Origin of the sequence: Propionibacterium acidifaciens, assembly GCF_003798325.1 — a bacterium.
Lineage (GTDB): Bacteria > Actinomycetota > Actinomycetes > Propionibacteriales > Propionibacteriaceae > Propionibacterium > Propionibacterium acidifaciens.
This window is the reverse complement of record NZ_CP033719.1, coordinates 1,371,744-1,392,745: the sequence shown is the minus strand read 5'-3', so window position 1 is coordinate 1,392,745 and position 21,002 is coordinate 1,371,744. Positions and strand designations below refer to the sequence as shown.

At 69.8% G+C, this 21,002-nt stretch carries 12 protein-coding genes; 4 read left to right on the top strand and 8 right to left on the bottom strand.

The genetic code is table 11. From position 1 onward, the window contains the following. Positions 1–38 precede the first annotated feature (38 nt). The 4 genes from EGX94_RS05900 to EGX94_RS05885 form a co-directional block, all read right to left on the bottom strand. Complete coding sequence (locus tag EGX94_RS05900) at positions 39–1,115, bottom strand: IS630 family transposase (protein ID WP_081707278.1); 1,077 nt, start codon at positions 1,113–1,115, stop codon at positions 39–41. A 138-nt stretch (positions 1,116–1,253) separates the two neighbouring features. Next, positions 1,254–1,604, bottom strand: a complete 351-nt coding sequence (locus EGX94_RS05895; RefSeq protein ID WP_123826027.1) for a hypothetical protein — start codon at positions 1,602–1,604, stop codon at positions 1,254–1,256. Next, positions 1,604–5,521, bottom strand: a complete 3,918-nt coding sequence (locus tag EGX94_RS05890; protein WP_123826025.1) for a polymorphic toxin-type HINT domain-containing protein — start codon at positions 5,519–5,521, stop codon at positions 1,604–1,606. The genes EGX94_RS05895 and EGX94_RS05890 overlap by 1 nt, the downstream gene beginning before the upstream one ends. Continuing rightward, positions 5,518–7,812, bottom strand: coding sequence for a DUF6531 domain-containing protein (locus EGX94_RS05885; RefSeq protein ID WP_021797533.1), 2,295 nt, complete (start codon positions 7,810–7,812; stop codon positions 5,518–5,520). The genes EGX94_RS05890 and EGX94_RS05885 overlap by 4 nt, the downstream gene beginning before the upstream one ends. Before the next feature lie 905 nt (positions 7,813–8,717). On the opposite strand from EGX94_RS05885, the gene EGX94_RS05880 reads away from it, so the two are divergent. The 3 genes from EGX94_RS05880 to EGX94_RS05870 all read left to right on the top strand — a co-directional run bounded on the left by EGX94_RS05880 (position 8,718) and on the right by EGX94_RS05870 (position 15,269). Continuing rightward, positions 8,718–10,349: an NAD(P)-binding protein gene (locus tag EGX94_RS05880; RefSeq protein WP_021797536.1), complete on the top strand. Its 1,632-nt coding sequence runs from the start codon at positions 8,718–8,720 to the stop codon at positions 10,347–10,349. Between the two features lie 188 nt (positions 10,350–10,537). After that, on the top strand, positions 10,538–14,128 hold the full coding sequence (nifJ, locus tag EGX94_RS05875) for a pyruvate:ferredoxin (flavodoxin) oxidoreductase (protein ID WP_028706112.1): 3,591 nt from the start codon (positions 10,538–10,540) through the stop codon (positions 14,126–14,128). A gap of 157 nt (positions 14,129–14,285) precedes the next feature. Then, the gene (locus tag EGX94_RS05870; protein WP_043121577.1) at positions 14,286–15,269 is read left to right on the top strand and encodes a dihydroorotate dehydrogenase-like protein; all 984 of its coding nucleotides are present in this window, start codon (positions 14,286–14,288) and stop codon (positions 15,267–15,269) included. 302 nt (positions 15,270–15,571) lie between these two features. Here the strand turns inward: EGX94_RS05870 and EGX94_RS05865 are convergent, their stop codons facing one another. The 4 genes from EGX94_RS05865 to EGX94_RS05850 form a co-directional block, all read right to left on the bottom strand. Further along, entirely contained in the window at positions 15,572–15,835 is a 264-nt protein-coding gene (locus EGX94_RS05865) for a helix-turn-helix domain-containing protein (RefSeq protein WP_226906055.1), read from the bottom strand. Positions 15,836–15,906: 71 nt separating this feature from the next. Beyond that, entirely contained in the window at positions 15,907–16,704 is a 798-nt protein-coding gene (locus EGX94_RS05860; RefSeq protein WP_043121568.1) for a hypothetical protein, read from the bottom strand. A 519-nt stretch (positions 16,705–17,223) separates the two neighbouring features. Continuing rightward, the gene (locus tag EGX94_RS05855; protein ID WP_021797527.1) at positions 17,224–18,132 is read right to left on the bottom strand and encodes a ribokinase; all 909 of its coding nucleotides are present in this window, start codon (positions 18,130–18,132) and stop codon (positions 17,224–17,226) included. Positions 18,133–18,237: 105 nt separating this feature from the next. Continuing rightward, entirely contained in the window at positions 18,238–19,329 is a 1,092-nt protein-coding gene (locus tag EGX94_RS05850) for a LacI family DNA-binding transcriptional regulator (RefSeq protein ID WP_051383790.1), read from the bottom strand. A gap of 194 nt (positions 19,330–19,523) precedes the next feature. Between EGX94_RS05850 and uriH the strand changes: the two genes are divergently transcribed. After that, complete coding sequence (uriH, locus tag EGX94_RS05845; RefSeq protein ID WP_021797535.1) at positions 19,524–20,465, top strand: uridine-preferring nucleoside hydrolase UriH; 942 nt, start codon at positions 19,524–19,526, stop codon at positions 20,463–20,465. The last annotated feature ends 537 nt before the right edge of the window (positions 20,466–21,002 follow it).

Below are 21,002 nucleotides of genomic sequence, written 5' to 3'. Positions count from 1 at the left end.
TGCTTTGAATTCTGCCCAATTCTTCACGCTCATTAAATCTATGGCCGCCATGAAACAAAATCGTTTCTGGTTTCGCGGAGTGGGAGGTGTTCGAAGTCGTAGTCGACGGTGCGGCCGGTGATGTATGAGGCGAACGCGCCGAAGGTTTCTTCGGGGGTCTCGCGCTGGATGTTCGCGATGTTGCTCTTGGCCGCGTTCCAGACATGCTCCACCGGGTTGTGGTCGGGCGCGTACGGCGGCAGGAAAACAGGGGTGATGCGCTCCAGCAGCTGCCCCGGCTCGTGGAGGGCGGTCAATGCTTTCGCGTGGTGGGATCGGGCGTTGTCCAGGACGACCGCGATCTTCTCTGTCTCGGTTTCTCGTTGGAGCCGGTCCAGGGCGAGGATCGTCTGCTCGGTGTTCTGATTGCCCTCGATCGGGTACAACTTGACCTTCTTGCTGGTCAGGGAGAGCGCACCGAAGAACGACTGGGACGTCTTCTTCCGGTCCACGGACGGTCTGGTCCGCTGCCCTTTCGGGAGCTGCATCCGGCGGGTCTCGGCCTCGTGCTCCAAGCGGGCCTCGTCCGCCGTGCAGACCTCCCAGCCCTGGTCCAACAAGCTCTTGACTTGGGCCTTCACCTCGGCCATGCGCCGGGTGATGGCTTTCTCGTCGCGGTGCTCGTCGAACGGGTCGGGCAGCTCGAGACTCAGCCCGCACAGGCGCAGGAGCAGCTGATACGAGGAATCCGCCTGGTACTCGACGTCGAACAGGATCTTCACGACGTCACGTATCGCCGGGACGTCCCGGAACCCGGTGCGGGCGCCCGTCTCGGAGGGTGGCTGGGCGAGGATTTTCTTGAGTTCTTGTTTCTGGTCGCGGGTGAGTTTCGCCGCGTTCTGGTTCCCCGCATGCCCTGTCAGCACCGAGCACATCCTGGTGGCCCGCCACTCGGCCAACCATTCCAGCACTGTCCGCTCGGCCCGCTCAACCATTTTCGCGATGATGTCGATTCCGACTCCTTCAGAGGCGTACAGGACAGCTTCTGCTTTCATCCGAACCAGCACATGATTGTCGGAACGCTTCCTCCATCTGATCAGGACGGCGGTTTCCTCGGGGGTGACCTCGACCTGCATGCCCCGATCATATCCGAAACGGCACAGGAGATCCACGAAAAATACGGTTTCGTTTCATGTCAGCCGTAGGTGTCTCACTTGGGTTACGTCAGGATTTTTGCATAAGTCCCCAAGAGTTCTGAATGCATCCAAAACGTGCTAAGTCTTCCACGGGTCTAATTCTTTAAGTGTAGAGGGTAGCCAATCTCGTAGAATGGAACCAGGCTTTCCAGGGTCTGGGATCATCTCCATTCCACTGACGCTGACAAGATCTATTATCTCCTGATCTTGTCCATGCTTCTGGATGGCATCAGATATCCAGTTAATAATATTCTTTACCAATGGGGCATTATCATTGCAATTTGACGACATCCAACGAATGATGTCCGCCATGACAAGATGTGGAAGAATCTCTCCTTCCATCTCGTCCAAATGATCCTGGAGGGTTGGAACAAGCTCTTGATAATTAAAACACAGAGCCCCAATAAAAGCTACAGTTTTAGCGGACATCACGTCACCTTCAGTACTGATTTTAAATCATCGACAAGACTTTGTGCAACTAATCGATCATGCCAATCTGCATTCGGGTTTCTATCTAGCCATTTCGTTAAACCTCTTATCGACTCTTTTCCTTTTATGCTATGGGTTACTCCGTGTACTGCATCACCTGTCGCCATCTCGTGTCTAATGGCATCCATGGTAGTCCCGTCGCCAACGCGTTCAGGATTTGTAGTCCCTTTATAGAGATTATTTACGATGTTTTGGAGTTTAGGTGATTGAACTTCAGGGGTTGGCAGAATCTGATTCGGTGTGCACATGTTGTGGACTGTTGTCCATGTGGTGCCGGCTAGGACGTGGTAGGTGTGGAGGTCTTCGATTTCGAGGTTGTGGACGGTGCGGGCGTGTCCGGTGGCTTCGATGCTCTGCACGGTGACCCAGGTGTTGTCGGGGGTGTGGAGCTGGTCGCCTGGTTTGAGGTGTCCTGCGGGGGTCCAGCCGTGGTCTTTGGTGAGGAAGGGGTGTCCGGTGGTGGTTTCGACCTGTCCGCCGTCTTCGAGCCTCACCACGAGGGTTTCGGTGTTCTCGTGGGTCCAGGTGCGGGTGACGGTGCGTGCCTGTGTGGTGTCGGTGTCGGGGTCCCAGGCGGCGACCTGGTCTCCGGGTTGGACGTCCTGGATGGGTTTCGAGCTGCCGTCGGCCATGAGGACGGGGGTGTCGCCGGTGAAGCAGGCGGCCCCGTTGCAGGCGTCGTGGGCGACCCGGGCGGTGTCGTCGCCGAGGTTCTCGGCGGCGTCCGTGCCGATGGTGGACAGTTCGCGTTCGCCGGTGGTGCGGGCGGCCTGCTCGGCTGCTTCGCGTCCGGTGGTCTCGAGGGCTTCGCGGCCGGCTGTGGCGGCTGCTTCGCGTCCGGCCGCGGCTCCTCCGCCGCCGGGGATGGGGATGGCGCCGATGGCGGCCTCGACGCCGACCCGGCCCCAGTCCACGGATCCGTTCTCGTGCTTCTGCTGGGCGATGCTGATCCCGCCGGAGACCAGGGCCCCGGACAGGCTCATGAGCGCGACGCCGGCGGGCCCGCCGACGCCGGTGAACATGAGCGCGACACCGGCCACGACCGCGGCGCCGGCGGCGATGTACTCCCAGTTGTCCTTCAGCCAGTCCCCGGCGGCCGCGAGGCCGGTCGTGTGCCGGTCCCGCCAGGCGTTCATGTCGGCGTCGGTGAGGGGGTGCAGGCCGGTCGGGTCGGTGAAGGCGACCGGGTTGTTGGCGGCGTACGCGTACGGGTTGGCGGCCCAGCCGGCCCCGGTGGTCGGCTGTTGGGGGTCGGGGCTGAGGAAGGCCCGGGTCGCGGGGTCGTGGAAGCGGGCGCCCAGGGCTTCGAGGCCGCCGGGCAGCACCAGCTCCCCGGCCCCGCCCAGCAGCATCCCACCGGCGGCCGGCCCGGCCGGGGTGTCGAGTGGGGTGCCGGCGCCGACGGCCCACACGTCACCGCCGCCGGCGCTGGTGGTGCGGGTGGTGCGCCAGCCGGGGGTCCGCCAGCCGCCGCCCGTGGTGGCGGTGAACCCCGGCACGGACAGGACACCGGCACCGGCGGCCGACACCAGGGACGGGAACCCGGCGGCGCTGTCCCAGTCCAGGGGCCGGCCGTCGAGGGCGGCGAGCTCGCCGAGCGCGTCGGTGAACAGTGATGTGCGGGCGTGTTCCAGGGCCGAGTCGATGGTGACGGTCTCCAGGCGGGCCAGGGGCCCCCACCCGTACGTGCGGATGGTGCCGTCGGCGTGCTCCTCACGGACCCTGCGGCCGGCCGCGTCATAGGAGAACCACGCCGACAGGCCCTCCCCGCCGCCGGCATCCCCGCCGGCATCCTGGCCGGTGTCCTCGCCGGCGCCGGTGGTGGTCCGGCGGGTCCGGGTGAGTTGGCCGGCCGCGTCGTAGGTGTAGTGGCGGGTGACGCCACCAGCCGTGGTTTCGGTGGCCAGTCGGCCGGCCCGGTCCCAGGTGTAGGCGGTGGTGCCGCCGTCGCCGGTGACGGCGGTGAGCTGGTTCGCGCCGTCGTAGGTGTAGGCGGTGCGGGCCCCGTCCCGGCTGGTCCACGCGACCCGGCCGGTCTCGTCGCGGCCCACCGCCGTGTGCGACACCACACCGCCGTGGCGGACGATGTGGCCGGTGACGAACCCGTCGGTGTGCTCCCACTCCTGACGCACCGCCCGGCCGGCCCGGTCCTCGGCGGTCGCGGCGGTCATCCGCCCGGACGGGCCGTACTCGTAGACCACCCGCCCGAACGCGGAGGACTCGACCCGGGCGAGTCTGCCGGCCGGATCGTACCCGTAGCGGACGGACCGGCCGTCGGGGGTGCGCATCCACGCCCTGCGCCCATCACGGTCGTAGCCCCACCGGACGGCCCGGCCGTCCCGGGCCCGGGAGACGAGCCGGCCCGCATGATCCCACCGGACCGTGTGCGTGACACCGCCGGTCTCGGTGACCGTCATGGTCCGGGCCGCGAAGTCGCGGGCGACCGTGTGGTGCACGACCCCGTCCCAGGACAGGGCCTCGAACCGGCCCGTCCGGTCGTACGACCAGCCGGTCACATGCCCGTCCGGGCCGGTCTGGGACGTCTGCCGGCCCGCCGCGTCGTACTCGCCGACCGTGACCCTGCCCAGCGCGTCCGTCGCCTTGACCACACGGCCGAGCTCGTCGCGCCCGTACCGGGTCACCCCGCCGGTCGGGTCCGTCACCGTGACAAGCGCACCGAGCCGGTCGTAGCCGTACCGGGTGACCGCGCCCGTCCCGGAGACCGCCTCGACGAGATTCCCGGCCCCGTCGTAGCGGAACCGGCGACGCCCGCACACCGGATCGGCGAGACCCCTCACACGGCCCGACCGGTCATAGGCGTACCGGGTCGTGCCGTACCCCGGCACGTGCCGGGCGGTCACCCGCCCGCACTCGTCATAGGACCACCACGCCCGCTCCCCACCAGGCCGGACCTCCTCCACAAGCCTCGAATCCCCGTCATAGACGAAACAGGCCACCCCGCCCGCCGGGTCGGTCACCCGCGCGAGCCGCCCGCACCCGTCATAGTCATACCGGGTGGCCGCCCCCGACGGGCGCACCAACTCCACAACCCGCCCGGCCGGGTCCCGTACCAGCCGGGTCAGGGCCCCGTCCGGGTCCACACGCTCCACCGGACGCCCGCACCGGTCGTACCGGGTCACCCGGTCGGCCCCGTCATCGCCGGTCACCGCGACCACCCGGCCCAGCCCGTCCGTGGTCACCGACTCCGACGCGGCCCCGTCCGACACCGTCCGGACCCGCCCCCGGCCGCCCGTGACCCAGTCCCTGCGCACCCCCGCAGGATCCACCGTCGCCGCCAGCGCACCATCGACGTCGTACTCCCGCCGCCACAGCCCACCCGCCGGGTCCACCGTCGCCACCAACCTGGACAGGCCGTCATGCACGTACCGCCACACGGCCCCATCCGGAAGCACCGCCCCGGCAAGATTCCCCGCATCATCCCACCGGGACGTCACGACCCCGCCCAGCGGATCCGTGTACGACTCCCGCTCCCCGTGCCCGCCGTACCCGTACCGCCTGCGACCCCCGCCCGGGTCCACCACACCGGCCAGCCTGCCGGCGGCCGTGTGCTCGAACCGCCACACCGCCCCGTCCGGGTCCCTGCGGGAGACCAGCCGGCCGGCCCGGTCGTAGCGGTACACGGTCCGGTGCCCCAGCGGGGTCACCGCCGCGACCACCCGGCCCGCCCCGTCACGTTCGAGGCGGGCCGCATTCCCGTCCCCGTCAGTCGACGACACCAGGTCACCGTGCCCGTCATAACCCAACCGCACCGCCACCCCGGCAGGATCCACCACCCCGACGAGCAGGCCCCGATCCCACACAAGACGGGACACCCCGCCGCAGGGGTCAGTGATCACCGACGGGTCCCGGTCCTCGCCCGCATACTCGTAAACAGTGACCGCCGGCCCAGACCCACCAGCACCGGCGGCACCGCCGCTGCCGCTGCCAGTGACGGTGCCGGTGCTGCCGGTGCTGGTGTCGGTGACGGTGACTCGGGTGATTCGGTCGAGGTTGTCCCATTCGTAGTCGGTGCGGGCCCCGTGGCTTCCAGGCGCGTGACCAGCCGGCCCCGCCCGTCATACCGGCACACCGTGGTCTGGCCGTCGCGGCCCGTCACCAGGGTCCGGTTGCCCCACCGGTCCCAGCCGATGGACTGCCGGGCCCCGTCGGTGTCGACCATGCCGACCAGACGTCCGTGCCGGTCGTGGATCCACGTGTTCGCCCGGCCCCCGTCCCCATCAGCCACCTGCGTCACACCGCCCGGCAGGTACGTGTAGTGCGAGACCCGCCCGAACCGGGACCGCTGCGACACCACCTGCCCCCGCCCGTTGTAGGCGTTGACCACCTCGACCACACCATCCGGATCCACCACCTGCGCGATGAGGCCCTGTTCGTTCCACCCGTACCGGCGGGCCCCGCCCGCGGAAGCGGCCTCCACCAGCCGGCCCGCCGGGTCGTAGGCGTAGTCCACCCGACGCCCATCCGACGCCACCAAGGCAACGACCCGGGTGCCCTCCGGGTTCCACTCCACCCGGACGGCCCGGCCCCGCTCGTGCGACAGGCCCACCAGCCGGTCACCATCCCACCGGTAGTCCACCCTGGTGCCCGCGCCACGGCCGGTCCAGACGGGCCTGCCGGCCCGGTCGAACACCCACCGGCCACCCGCATTGTCCGACACCACGAACCCACCACCACCAGCAGCGGCCCCGCCGGCGGTGACGGAAGCGTCCGCGGTAGCGGTATCGGGGGCGGTGGGGGCGTCACCGGTGATGGGGGCGGCCCCGGCAGCAGAAGCGGCGGCCATGGCGGTGGTACCGGTGGAGGTGCCACCGCCGGTGGGGGAGTCCCCGCCGGCGGAGCCAGGAACACCCGCGGCGGCGTCGGCACCATCAGCGGCAGCGGCCCCGGCGGTGGCGTCGGCAGTGTTCCTGCTGGCGGCGTCTGCGGCAGCAGCGGCCTCGGCGGTGGGGCCGGTGCCGCCAGCGGGGCCGGCCTCGCCGGTGGTGCCGGTGGTGTGGAGCCAGAAACTGTCGCCGTCGGCCCGGTCCCAGCCGTTGCCGAGTCTCGGGAACACGATGTGCCGGCCGGACGGCTGCACCCACACGGCGCCGTTGTCGGTGATGGTCAGTCGTTGGTCTGCTGTGGAGGCCCAGCCGGGCCCGAACGCCCCGACACTCGTGGACAGGGAATTGTACACGCGGTCGAACCCCAACGACGCGGCCCCGCCGTCGAACGACAGGTCGGTCTCGGGTTCGATGAAGTTCCCGGTCGTCGTGTTCACCGGGTCGTCCGCATACCCGGAGGTCTGGGGGTCGCCCAGGATGCTCGGGGCGGTCACGTCGACCGGCCGGCGGGTCCGGTCCACCCCGGCGGCCTGCAGGGACGCGTCGATCGCCGCGTCCGAGACCGTGGAGACGACCCCCGAGGCGCCGGCGGCCTCGAACGCGGCCGCGACCGTGTCCACCCACCGAACCTCATTCGTGTTGTTCGACCCGAACGAGGCCAGCGCGCCCGTGATCCCGGACGCGTCGATGCCGCACCACGAGCACCGTTCGGCGAAGTCGGCGATCGCCCCGTCCAGGGCGCCCTTCTGGGTCGTGACGGTGTCGTTCGCGCCGGTCACGTTCGACGAGTACGTCCGCAGGTCATCGGGCCGGGCCGAAGACACGCCCCCCGCTTGGCCCGGGGCCGGCTCGGACCAGGGTGTGGTCGTGACCTCGTGGGGCTCCGGCAGCGGTACCTGGTCCGGGCCCGCCGGCGGCTTGTCGCTGCTGGTCGCCCAGTCCCAGCCCTTCTTGAAGATGTTCTCCTTGTCCTGCCGGTCGGCCCACTCCTTGGCCTGCTTCCGCCGTGCGCGTTCGGCCTGGGCGGCCTCCTTCAGCTTCTGCACCTCGGCCACCAGATCATCCAACGCCGATGCGATGTTCGTGCAGTCCGTCGAGGCCGTCCTCGCGTTCGCGTCGAACACGTCCGCGTAATGGCCCTCGAAATCCGCCGACGCCGCCGACGCCCACCCCGCCCGCGAGGCGGCCTGCCCCGTCAGAGTGCCCGACAACGTCCCCGCCGCCGACTTCAACGCATCCGCCGTGGCGTCATCGAACGCAACCGGCTCGTCGTAGGCTCCCAGCCTGCCCGAGTACTCGGCCACGGCATGATCCTTCCCGCACAGGGCACATTGACAGGCCAGCACCAGGGGGCGGGCGGCCACACCCCGCCGACGTTAAACCCCGGCACCGACAAGGCGCCACAGGCCGAACGCCATCCGGACGCGCACGCCGCCGCGACCGGGGGAAAATCAGGGACAACTCCGAGACGAGGCTCATGGAGCTCTAGTCCCCCGACGCATGGAGCTCTAGTCCCCCCGGCGATTGCTCCGGTGCGGCCCCGTTCCGGCCGCCTCGGTGCCTCGATGGCTGTTCGTCCGTCCCGGTGGCCCGCTCGCCGACGCCCACGGTCCGAACACATCCACGGTCCGAACGTCAGGGTCTGGATCGCTTCTCGGCGGATGAGCCCGTCGCCGCTGGCTGAGGCTCGGCGCACGATCGCCTCCGGCGTCATCTCCCAGATGGGCCCGTCTCCGCTGGCGTGAGGCTCGCCGCCGCCAGGGACCGCCGCCTGCGGATCCGGCGTTCGACGAGAGTCGGGTGAGCCTTGCCCGAGAGCGTCAGCGAGCCCGCGCCGTCCCCGAGCCCCCCGGCCGGGTCGGTCCCTCATGGGGATGTGGCGGACGAAGTAGTAGATCCCCCGAGCCCCCGGGACCGGATCGGTCCGCGACGCGGCGGCGGATTCAGCCGATGGAGTGAAAACACCATGGATCCGCCGGGGAAAAAGTCGCCGGTCCCGCTCCCGGGGGTTACATCCGACGCTTTCTGGGGTACTTTGGGACTGAACCGGTCCGTTACTTGCGCCCGGGCGCTCCGCCCGGCCCCGTGACGATCCGGTCGCCGGCGTCGGAGCCGATGCGGTCAGCCCGCACGGGTCCGGCCCGGGCCCGCTGAGACCCCGCCCGACGTGGAGTCCCGCTCAGGATGAGGTAGAGGAAAAGGGTTCGCCATGACCACTGAACGTCGCGACATCACCATGCTGCCCGACCTTGCGACCAGCTCCGGCCGCGTCGGGCCGGTCCGCACGCGCATGCCGATCTACGTCGACCTGCTGCCGCCGTGCAACAACGCCTGCCCCGCCGGCGAGAACTGCCAGGAGTGGCTGCGCCTGGTCAAGGAGACCGATCCCGAGAACGCCTGGCGCCAGCTCGTGCGGGACAACCCGTTCCCGGCCATCCACGGCCGCGTCTGCTACCACCCGTGCGAGACCGCCTGCAACCGCGGCGACCTCGACCAGGCCGTCTCGATCCACTCCGTCGAGCGCTACCTGGGCGACATGGCCATCGCGCACGGCTGGCGGTTCAACCACCCGCGCAACAACACCGGCTACCGCGTCCTCGTCATCGGCGCCGGGCCCGCGGGCCTGTCCGCCGCCTACCACTTGGCGCGCCTCGGGCACGAGGTCGAGATCCACGACGCCGGCGAGAAGGCCGGCGGCATGATGCGCTACGGCATCCCCGAGTACCGCCTGCCGCGCGACGTCGTCGACGCGGAGATCGCCCGCATCGAGGAGCTGGGCGTCAGGATCGTCCTCAACCACCCGGTCTCCGACCTCATGGCCGAGCAGAAGGAGGGCAACTTCGACGCCGTCTTCGTCGCCGTCGGCGCCCATCTGTCGCGCCGCGTCGAGATCCCCAGCGTCGACGCCGGGCACATGGTCGACGCCGTCGACTTCCTGCGCGACGTGGCCAGCGGCGACAAGCCGATCATCGGCCGCCGCGTCGCCGTCTACGGCGGCGGCAACACCGCCATGGACGCCGCTCGCACCGCCCGCCGCCTGGGCGCCGAGGACGCGGTGATCATCTACCGCCGCACCGAGGCCCAGATGCCCGCCCACAAGGAGGAGCTCGACGAGGCCGAGCGCGAGGGCGTCCAGGTGCACTGGCTGCGCACCATCAACCAGATGGACGCCGAGGGCATCGAGGTCGAGATCATGGAGCTCGACGAGGACGGCAAGCCCCACGGCACCGGCAGGTTCGAGAAGCTCGCCGCCGACACCGTCATCATGGCCGTCGGCCAGGTCGCCGACACCGGCTTCCTCCGGAAGATCCCCGGCATGCAGTTCAACGGCGACATCGTGCGCGTCGACCCCGCGACCCTCATGACGGACGTGCCCGGCATCTTCGCCGGCGGCGACGCCGTCCCCTCCGAGCGCACCGTCACCGTCGGCGTCGGCCACGGCAAGCGCGCCGCCAAGCAGATCGACACCTGGCTCAACCACCAGAACCCCGCTCCGCGGGTCAAGCACCCGATCGTGCACTTCGACGACCTGCACCTGTGGTACTTCGGCGACCACCCGCGCGAGGTCCAGGCCGAGCTCGACCCGAGCGAGCGCGTCGTCGACTTCGGCGAGGTCGTCAAGGGCCTCACGGAGGACGAGGCCATCTTCGAGGCCCGCCGCTGCCTGAGCTGCGGCAACTGCTTCGAGTGCGACGGCTGCTTCGGCTCCTGCCCCGAGGACGCCATCATCAAGCTCGGCAAGGGCCACCGCTACCGCTTCGACTACGAGAAGTGCACCGGATGCGGCACCTGCTACGAGCAGTGCCCCGTCCACGCCATCGAAATGATCCCGGAGAGGTGATCGCCATGAGCACGACAACCAAGACCCGCGGCCCGATCCCCGGCTCGAGCGGCATGCCGGACGACAACTCGATCCCCACCGGCGAGGCCGCCACCGCGACGCCCTCGCCCGTCGACGTCGCCGAGGGCGCCCGCGACGCCGCCGAGGACGTCCAGGAGACCCGTGAGGAGCGCGACCGGCGCAACCAGATGATCTGCGACGGCAACACCGCCGCCTCCGACGTGGCCTTCCGCATCAACGAGCTCTGCTCGATCTACCCGATCACCCCGAGCTCCCCGATGGCGGAGCTGGCCGACGAGTGGTCGGCCAAGGCCCGTCACAACATCTGGGGCCAGGTGCCGCGCGTCATGGAGATGCAGTCCGAGGCCGGCGCGGCCGGCGCGCTCCACGGGGCGCTCCAGGGCGGCGCGCTGTCCACGACCTTCACGGCCTCCCAGGGCCTGCTCCTCATGATCCCGAACATGTACAAGATCGCCGGCGAGCTCACGAGCACCGTCATGCACGTGGCCGCCCGCTCCCTGGCCACCCAGGGCCTGTCGATCTTCGGCGACCACCAGGACGTCATGGCCTGCCGCCAGACCGGTTGGGCCATGCTGTGCTCGACCGGCGTCCAGCAGTGCCACGACAACGCGCTCATCGCCCAGGTCGCCACGCTGCGCTCGCGGGTGCCGTTCATGCACTTCTTCGACGGCTTCCGCACGAGCCACGAGCTCAACACGTGCATCCAGCTCACCGATGACGAGCTGCGCGCGATGGTGCCCGACTCCCTCATCCGCGCCCACCGCGAGCGCGCCCTGAGCCCCGAGCACCCGTTCATCCGCGGCACCGCGCAGAACGCCGACGTCTACTTCCAGGGCCGCGAGGCCGGCAACACGTACTACAACGCGGTGCCCGGCATCGTCCAGGAGACCATGGACGACTTCGCGGCGATGACCGGCCGTCAGTACCACCTGGTCGACTACTTCGGCGCCCCCGACGCCGAGCGTGTCATCGTCATCATGGGCTCGGGCGCCGAGACCGTCCAGCAGACCGTCACCAAGCTCAACGAGCAGGGCGAGCGGACGGGCCTGCTCGTCGTGCGCCTGTACCGCCCGTTCCCGGCGGCCCAGCTGGTCGCCGCGCTGCCGCCCACCGTCAGGCGCATCGCCGTGCTCGACCGCACCAAGGAGCCCGGCTCCAACGGCGAGCCGCTGTTCCTCGACGTGGCCGCCACGCTGTCGGAGGCCTACTCGGCCGGCGAGCGCGCCGAGCTGCCCGTCGTCATCGGCGGCCGCTACGGCCTGTCGAGCAAGGAGTTCACGCCCGGCATGTGCGCGGCGGTCTTCGGCGAGCTGGCCGAGGACAAGCCCAAGCGCCGCTTCACCATCGGCATCACCGACGACGTGACGAATCTGTCGATCCCCTGGGACGACAGCATCGACCTGGAGGACCCGCAGACCCGGCGCGCCGTCTTCTACGGCATCGGCTCCGACGGCACCGTCGGCGCCAACAAGAACACCATCAAGATCCTCGGCCACGAGCCGGGCATCTACGCCCAGGGCTACTTCGTCTACGACTCGAAGAAGTCCGGCGGCCGTACGACGAGCCATCTGCGCTTCGGCCCCGATCCGATCAGGGCCCCCTATCTGGTCACCCAGGCCGGCTTCATCGGCGTCCACCACTGGGCGGACCTCGAGCGCATCGACGTGCTGGCCTTCGCGCGCAGGGGCACGACGGTGCTCATCAACTCGCCGTACCCGACCGAGGAGGTCTGGAGCCGGCTGCCCGCGCCGATGCAGCGCAAGATCATCGACCTCGACCTGCAGGTCTACGCGATCGACGCCGGCTCCGTGGCGCGCCAGGTGGGCCTGGGCAATCGCACCAACACGGTGCTCCAGACCTGCTACTTCACGATCTCGGGCGTGCTGCCCGCCGAGCACGCGATCAAGGCCATCAAGGACTCGATCACCGCGACCTACGCCAAGAAGTCGATGGACATCGTGAACAAGAACCACGCCGCCGTCGACGCGGCCCTCGAGCATCTGCACAGGATCGACGTGCCCGCCGAGGCGACGAGCACCACCGGCTACCTGCCGCCGGTGCCCGACACGGCTCCCGACTTCGTCAAGGACGTCACCGCGGCCATGATGACCGAGCGCGGCGAGACCCTGCCGGTCTCGAAGATCCCGGCCGACGGCTCGTACCCGTCCGGCACGACCCGCTTCGAGAAGCGCAACGTCTCGGAGATCATCGCGGTGTGGGACGAGGAGAACTGCATCCAGTGCGGCAACTGCTCGTTCGTCTGCCCGCACGGCGTGCTGCGCGCCAAGTACTACGAGCCCGGCGTGCTCGACGACGCCCCGGCGAGCTTCCAGTCGATGCCGCTGGACGCCGCCGGCCTGCCCGATGCCCGCTACACGCTCCAGGTCTTCGCCGAGGACTGCACCGGCTGCGGCCTGTGCGTCGAGGCCTGCCCCGTCCGCCCGCTCGGCCGGCCCCAGCGCAAGGCGATCAACCTGGAGTCCGTGCTCGACCGCACGAACGAGCGCGCCAACGTCGAGTTCTTCCAGACGATCCCGCACCCGCAGCGCACCCGCGTGAACTTCGGCTCGGTGCGCGGCACGCAGTTCCTCGAGCCGCTGTTCGAGTTCTCCGGCGCCTGCCCCGGCTGCGGCGAGACCCCGTACCTCAAGCTGCTCACCCAGCTGTTCGGCGATCGTGCCCAGGTGGCCAACGCCACCGGCTGCTCGTCCATCTACGGCGGCAACCTGCCGACCACCCCGTGGGCGAAGAACGCGGAGGGCCGGGGCCCGAGCTGGAGCAACTCGCTGTTCGAGGACAACGCCGAGTTCGGTCTGGGCATGCGCCTGGCTGCCGATCTGCACCACGAGCTGGCCTGCCAGCGCCTGACCGAGCTGCGTCCGCTCATCGGCGACGACGGCCTCGTCGACGACCTGCTGAACGCCAGCCAGTCCTTCGAGTCCGAGCTGCGCGCCCAGGCCGATCGGGTCGAGGCGCTCAAGAGCCGGCTCGCGGCCGTCGCCGCCGACCCGGCGATCGACGACACGACGAGGCTGCGCGTGGAGGACCTGCGCTCGGTCGCCGACAACCTGCTGCGCCGTTCGGTGTGGATCGTCGGCGGCGACGGCTGGGCCTACGACATCGGATCGGGCGGCGTCGACCACGTGCTCGCCAGCGGGCGCGACGTCAACGTCCTCGTGCTCGACACCGAGGTGTACTCGAACACCGGCGGCCAGGCGTCCAAGTCGACGCCGATGGGCCAGGTGGCGAAGTTCGCCACCGCGGGCAAGATGACGAACAAGAAGGACATGGCGATGCAGGCCGTCTCCTACGGCGACGTCTACGTGGCCCGCGTGGCCCTGGGCGCCGACCCGGAGCAGACGCTCAAGGCCTTCCGCGAGGCCGAGGCCTACCACGGCCCGAGCCTCATCATCGCCTACAGTCACTGCATCTCGCACGGCTTCAACATGCGGCTGGGTCTGGAGCAGCAGTACAAGGCGGTGGCCTCCGGCCACTGGCCGCTGTTCCGCTACAACCCCGAGACCCGCAACGTCGGCGGCAACCCCTTCCTGCTGGACTCGGCGCGCCCGCGCATCCCGCTGAAGGAGTACCGCAAGGCCGAGCTGCGCTTCAAGATGCTCATGGCCAAGGATCCGGCCGAGGCCGAGCGCCTCACCGCGATCGCCCAGGAGCAGGTGAACCGTCGGTGGGCGGAGTACGAGGAGATGGCCTCGCGGCCCGCCGAGATGTTCGCCGTCGACGCCCGCAAGGAGGTCTGACATGTCCGTCGAATTCGATGAGGCCCTGAGGGCCGCCGCCGCGTCCGCCGCCGCCAAGTCGGCGGCCGGCAACGGCGCGACCGATCTGCTCATGGACGCCGACCAGATGAACGCCCAGGTCAACACGCCGGTCGAGACCGAGCTGTCGACCACCTACATGGGCCTTCGACTCAACTCGCCGCTCGTCGCCTCGGCCGGTCCGCTGTCGCAGTCCGTCGAGTCGATGGAGGACCTCCAGGAGTCCGGCGTCGGCGCGATCGTCATGTTCTCGCTGTTCGAGGAGCAGGTGCGCCACGAGGAGGCCGGGCTCGTCGAGACCGCCGAGGCGCACGCCGACAGCTTCGCCGAGGCGCTGAGCTTCTTCCCGACCCCGCCGAGCAACGATCTCGGCAGGACGAGCGCGTACCTCTCGCTGCTCGAGCAGGGCGCGAAGGCCCTGTCCGTGCCGCTCATCGCGAGCCTCAACGGCGCGCGCACCGGCGGCTGGACGGCCACCGCGCGCCGCATGGAGGACGCGGGCGCCGCGGCCATCGAGCTGAACATCTACTTCGTGCCCGGCGACCTGTCGATGAGCGGCACCGAGGTCGAGGAGCGCCACCTGGAGATCCTCCAGGCGGTCAAGGACGTCGTGACCGTCCCGGTCGCGGTCAAGCTCTCGCCGTACTTCTCGAACTTCGGCCGCATGGCCGTCAGCCTCGACGAGGCCGGCGCCGACGCGCTCGTGCTGTTCAACCGCTTCCTCCAGCCCGACATCGACATCCATCGCAAGGAGGTCGTCTCCGGCTTCGAGCTGTCGAGCACGGACGAGGGCCGGCTCCCGCGCACCTGGCTGGCGGCCCTGCACGGCAGGATCGGGGCCTCGCTCGCCGCGACGAGCGGCGTCGAGACCTCGGCCGACGTCATCAAGGACCTGCTGGCCGGCGCCGACGTCGTCATGACCACCTCGGCGCTCATCCGGCACGGCGCCGGCCACGCCGCCGAGCTCGTCGACGGCCTGCGCCGCTACCTCGGACGCAACCAGCTGACGCTGGACCGGGCCCGCGGCATGCTCGCCGTGCCCGCCGAGGCGCCGGTGGACGAGTACGAGCGCTCCGGCTACGTGTCGGCGCTCGAGAAGGCCAAGCGGCGCTACGGCCTGTGAGCCCGCCGGGCCCGCCGATCCGGTGTCATGCGCGGGCCCGGCGCGCCCCTGCCGGGGCGATCGGCGAACATCGGGGCCGGCCCGACCGGGCCGGCCCCGGCTCGTCGTTCAGGACCGGCCCTTCGGTGCCCATCCGTGAGGAACTCACTGCTGCGTGTCCGTTCGGATCGGCTCGCCGGGGGAGCCCGGTGCAGATCGCCTGCGAGCTCGCGGGTGGGGCGCTGGAGTCTGCAAGATGCCCGGCGCCTCCGGGGTCGAGCCCTGGCTTTTCGAGGCCCAGCCACACCCCTGGCACGGGCCCATCAGCCGTCGGTGCCGGGCCCGGCCGCTTCTGCCGCCTCCGTGGTGACCTCCAGCAGATCGCCGACATCGCAGCCCAGCGCCCCGCAGATGGCCACGAGCGTCGAGAAGCGGATGGCCTTCGCCCGGTTGTTCTTCAGCACCGAGAGGTTCACGACGGTGACCCCGACCTGCTCGGAGAGCTCCACGAGCGTCATGCCGCGCGCGTCGAGGAGCCGGTCCAGGTGGCAGACGACGTGCGGACCGGACGTCGGGGCAGCACTCACATCGCCGACCACAGGTGCAGCATCCCTCTGTCCCGCATCGTCCGCTGCCGTCCGGCGTGCGGCGGTCGTCGTCATACCAGCCCCTCGGTCTGCTCGCGCAGGACGGTGCTCTCGGCGGTCAGGCGGGTGGTGCGATCGTGGAGCCGGGAGAGCGCATGGGCCAGGAAGGCCATGAAACTGGCGATGACGAACGCGGTGATCCAGGCCACGCCACTGAAGTGGCCGGCGGTCACCAGGGGCGGCGATTCCTCCGTGGCGGGGGAGGGCACGGCGATCGACGGAACGACCCAGGCGCAGCCGCCGCATGCCGCTGCCGCAGCGACGACGCTCCGGCCCAGGCGCCTCGTCTCGTGCACCACTCGACGCCAGGGCGCATTCGGATCGGTGCCGTTCGCGTCATCCCGGGGGACGGTGGCAATGCACACTCGCCCCACGCCGATCGCGCAGCAGAACAGGAGGACAACGTAAGCCGCAGCAAGAACCCCGCAGGCGGCGAGCGCCCATGCGGGGGCTCCCACGTAGAGATACTGCGCGCCAAGCCCGCCGGCCGGTTCGGCGATGCCCTCGTAACCGGCGGGCACGCTGCCCGACGAGGGCGCGTCGACGGTGACGAGCAGCGCGTGTTCTTGCACCAGGGTCAGGATCTCCAGGAACGGGGGGATCGCCAGGCACAGCGCGATGACGGCGGCGCTGAGCGTGGCGCTGATCCGGCCGGTGCCGGGGAAGGGATTGTCGCCCGCCGGGGAGAACTCGTCGACCATGGCGCGAACCCGGTGCCGGATGGTGAAGCGGGCGTGCTGCGCCGTGGGCCCTGCGGTGGCCGGCTGGGCCGCAGCGGGGCCGGTAGGGGTTGTCATGTCGGTGTTCATGGTGTCTCCTCTCGCGCCGGTCACAGGATGTGGGTCATCGCTGCTCGCCGTGCGCATCGGGCGGTCCGCTGATCGGGCGTCTGTCGACGTGGCCACGGCTGCCTCCGCGGTGAGACGGCTGGTCGGGTGAACCATCAGAGCATATCGACTATCGATGCGTTGATAATCGATATGTTACTCGACGGGGCTGTCCGGTCACGATCTGTGCGCCGACGTTCGTGAGCCGGGATGCGGCGCTCGTCCGACCCGGCCCCGTCGTGGCCGGCTCGTCCCCGGGTGCTCGGTGCGGGGCGCGCGGTCACCGGCATGGCGCGGCCCGCGTGGTCCACCGGGCGCCCGGCGTGAGCGGAGAGGAGCATCGAACCCCGCCGGCGATCCGGCCGCTGATCCTCCGCCGCCCCATGCCGTCGCTTCGCCCTCGGCGGCCATCCCGCGGTTCCGAATCCCAGGGGGCCCGCAGGATGCCAGGCCGGTCCGGTGGGCCCTCCCAGCAGGGTCCATCCCGCGGTTCCGAGTCCCTCAGGGGGCCTGCAGGGGCTCGATCCCGGCGTAGGAGGCGGCCGCGCCTTCGGCGAGAACGGCGGTCGATCCCGCCCTCACCCCCGCCCTGACGGCCCCGGGGAAGTCCGATCCGGCGGCGAGGGCGGCTGCGAGCGCGCCCACGGCGGCATCGCCCGCCCCGGTCGTGTCGACGACCGGGCCCAGCTCCAGGGCGGGCACGTGCTCGCTCCGGTCGCCGTCCGACCAGGCCGCACCATGCCCCCCCAGGGTCACGAGCGCGGAACGGGGCCCCAGGCCCACGAGCCCGTCCGCCGCATCGAGGGCGCTGTCCGTGTCCTGGGGCGCCGGACGGCCGAGGACGATCCCGGCCTCGGTCTCGTTGACGACGACGCAGTCGACCAGGGCGAGGACCTCCGGGGCCACCCTGTAGGCGGGGGCGATGTTGAAGACGATGCGGGCGCCGGCCCGGTGCGCCCAGCGGATCACCCGCTCGTTGACCTCGGCGCCGATCTCGCCCTGCAGGACCACGACGTCCCCTGGGGACGGTTCGACGGCCTCGCGCGCCTGTTCGGCCGTCACCCGCCCGTTGGCGCCGGCGTCCAGGATGATCGTGTTCTCGCCGGAGGCGCTCACGGCGATCATCGCGATGCCCGTGGTGGTGTCGTCGTCGACGAGCAGGTGCGACACGTCGACCCCGTGCGAGGAGAGCTCGGCGCGAATGGCTGCTCCGGACTGGTCCGCCCCCACCCTGCCGATGAAGAGGCTCTGCGCGCCGGCGTGGGCGGCCGCGGCCGACTGGTTCGCGCCCTTGCCGCCGAGGCGGTGGGTCAACGATGTGCCCGACAGGGTCTCCCCTGGGCGGGGCAGGCGGTCGACGGTGACCGTGATGTCCTCGTTGATGGATCCGATGACGATGACGCGTCCCATGATTGGTCCCTCGGTTCGGTGGTTGATCGGATGCTGTGGGCCCGGCGCGGTGGTCCGGGCCCCGGGGCTGCGGTTCGCTCCCGCCCGGTGCGCTCCCGCGGATGGTCACCCGGTGGCCGGTGGGGCGAGGGATTCACGGGGGATCAGCGAGGTCTCGATCCGCTGCGAGCCCGGTCGTTCGCCGTCGATCATGGCGGACAGCATGGCCATCGCCCTGCCGGCGAGTTGCTCCGGGTGCTGCGTGATGGCGGCGATGGCCGGGGTGAGAAGGCTGAAGACGTCCAGGTCGTCGAAGGAGACGAGCGAGATGCCCTGATCGCCGATGGCCCTTCCGGCGTCACGGAGGTGGCCGAACGCGCGGAGGGCGTGCCGGGAGTGTCCGAAGAGGACCGCGGTGGCCCCGTCCCCGAGGAACGAGTCGAGCTCGCGGAGCCAGTCGTCGCCGTCCAGAGGCGCCGCGATGACCATGCGCGACGTGCTGGACAGGAGCGCATCGCTGGCGTTGTCGAAGGCGAGAAGGCGTTCGCGCCCGGTCGAGGAGCCGAGCAGGGAGCCGACGTAGACGATCTGCTGGTGGCCGAGATCCCTGAGGGCCTCCACCGCCGCGTACACGCCGGGAAGGGGATCGGCGTCCACGGACGGGGCCTTGAGCCCGTCGAGCGTGCGGTCGACGGTGACGAAGGGGATCTGCTGGTCCCTGAGCCGGTCGAGCATCGGCGTCATCCCGCCGAGTGGGACGACGATCAGGCCGTCGACCTGTTCCTCCAGGAGGGTGCGCAGGTGCTGGTCCTGCTGGTCCGGGTCCTCTTGCGAGGAGGCGATGAAGACCGTGAAGCCGTCTGCGAGGCCCTCCGTCTGGATGGACTGGGCGAGGCCGGCGAAGAAGGGGTTGCGGATGTCGGGCACGATCAGGCCGATCGCATTCGTCCTGGCGGTCCGCAGCGAGCGGGCCCGCAGGTTGACCTGGTAGCCGAGGGCGAGGGCGGCTGCACGGACCTTCTCGCGTGCGGCTGGGGATGTGGCCGGGTGGTTGGTCAGGACCCGTGAGGCGGTTCCGAGCGACACGCCGGCGCGTGCGGCGACGTCCTTGATGGTCGGACGGGACCGGGTGCGGGGATCGCTGTCCGTCGGCGTCGCCTCGGCGCCCTGCGGGGAGCCGGTCGGTTCGGACGGGCCGGAGTTCTTGGGATTCGTCATCGCCACCCCCTTGTGGAAACGTTTCCAAACGTGCTACAACAATCGCACGAGCCGACCGGATCGTCAAGACCGCGCATCGCATCGACCATCGATCGATCGCCGGGAGCCGGGCGAGTGGGAGGTTCGGGGCCAGGGCCGACGACCCGAGGAAGGGGCACGGCCGGGTCGAACCACGCGGACGAAGGAGTTTCATCGTGGCAGCAGCAATCATCCTCGACTGCGACCCGGGGCACGACGATGCGATCGCCATCCTCATGGCGCTCGGCAGTCCCGAGGTCGATCTCATCGGCATCACCACGGTCGGTGGCAACCAGGACTTGGACAAGGTCACATACAATGCCCGGGCGATCTGCGAGGCGGCCGGCCGCCCCGATGCGCCCGTGCATGCCGGGTCCCGCCGGCCACTGGTCCGTGAGGCGATCGACGCGGCCGGGATCCATGGGCGGACGGGGCTCGACGGCGTGGAGCTCCCCGAGCCGACCCGCGAGCTCCCCGATCGGCACGCGGTCGGCTGGATGATCGACGAGATCATGGCGCGCGAGCCCGGGACGGTCGTCCTGGTGCCGACGGGACCGCTGACGAACATCGCGCTGGCGGCCAGGCTCGAACCGCGCATCGTCGACCGCGTCAAGGAGGTCGTCCTGATGGGCGGAGCCCATGGGCCGGGGAACGCCACGCCCGTGGCGGAGTTCAACATTCTGTGCGACCCCGAGGCCGCTCACATCGTCTTCAACGAGACGTGGCCGGTGACGATGATCGGGCTCGATGTCACGCACCGCGCGCTGTGCACCCCTGAGATCCAGGAGCGGCTCTGCGCCGCCAGCCCGAGGCTTGCGGGAGTCGTCAACGGGCTCATGGATTTCTTCCGCGCCACCTACCGGAATCAGCAGGCCTTCCCCGATCCGCCCACGCACGATCCGTGCGCCGTGGCGTACGTCATCGACCCGACGATCGTCGAGACCCGGCGGGCACCGCTCGACGTCGAGATCCGTGGGTGGGTCACCTATGGCATGACCGTCGTCGACCTGCGGGCCGGAGAGAATCCGGAATGCCGGACCAAGGTCGGTACGGGCCTGGCCGTCGATCGTTTCTGGAACGTCGTCGAGGACGCCGTACGCAGGCTTCCGCAGATCTGATGGAGGGGACGGGGTCGGTCCAGCCCCCGGAGGACCGAGGCTTGTTCACGGCGTTCGCGGATGACGCTGCGCCCAGGGGCGACGATCATGATCCAGCCCCTGTGGACAGGCCTCATCGTTCGGAATCCCGCCCCATGGGCGGCCTGGCCGGGGACTCCGCCCGGCGGCTGTCGGATTCCGAATGAAACCCCAGTACACCGGGAGGATTGTTCAAAACTAGCGCGTCATCAAGAAATATCTGATCAGAGCCTGGTTTGTCAAGAGTTTTGAATAAGCCTCCGAATCTTGTTCACAAGGAGGTCGACAACAATCGCAACCCCGGTCGGAACTCGTTCCGCAGATGCGGTGAGACCTGTGCGGAACCTTGACCAGGCCCAAGCGGAGCACCTGGGCAGTGGGTTCACGGAGGCTCATCCGCAGCACGACGGGATGAGTGCTCGGCCAGGGGGAGCACCGCGGCTGGGGCTCCCATGGACAGGCTTCCTGGAATGAAGCCTGCATGAGCCCCGGTGAACAAGCCTCACCAGCACAACCCCC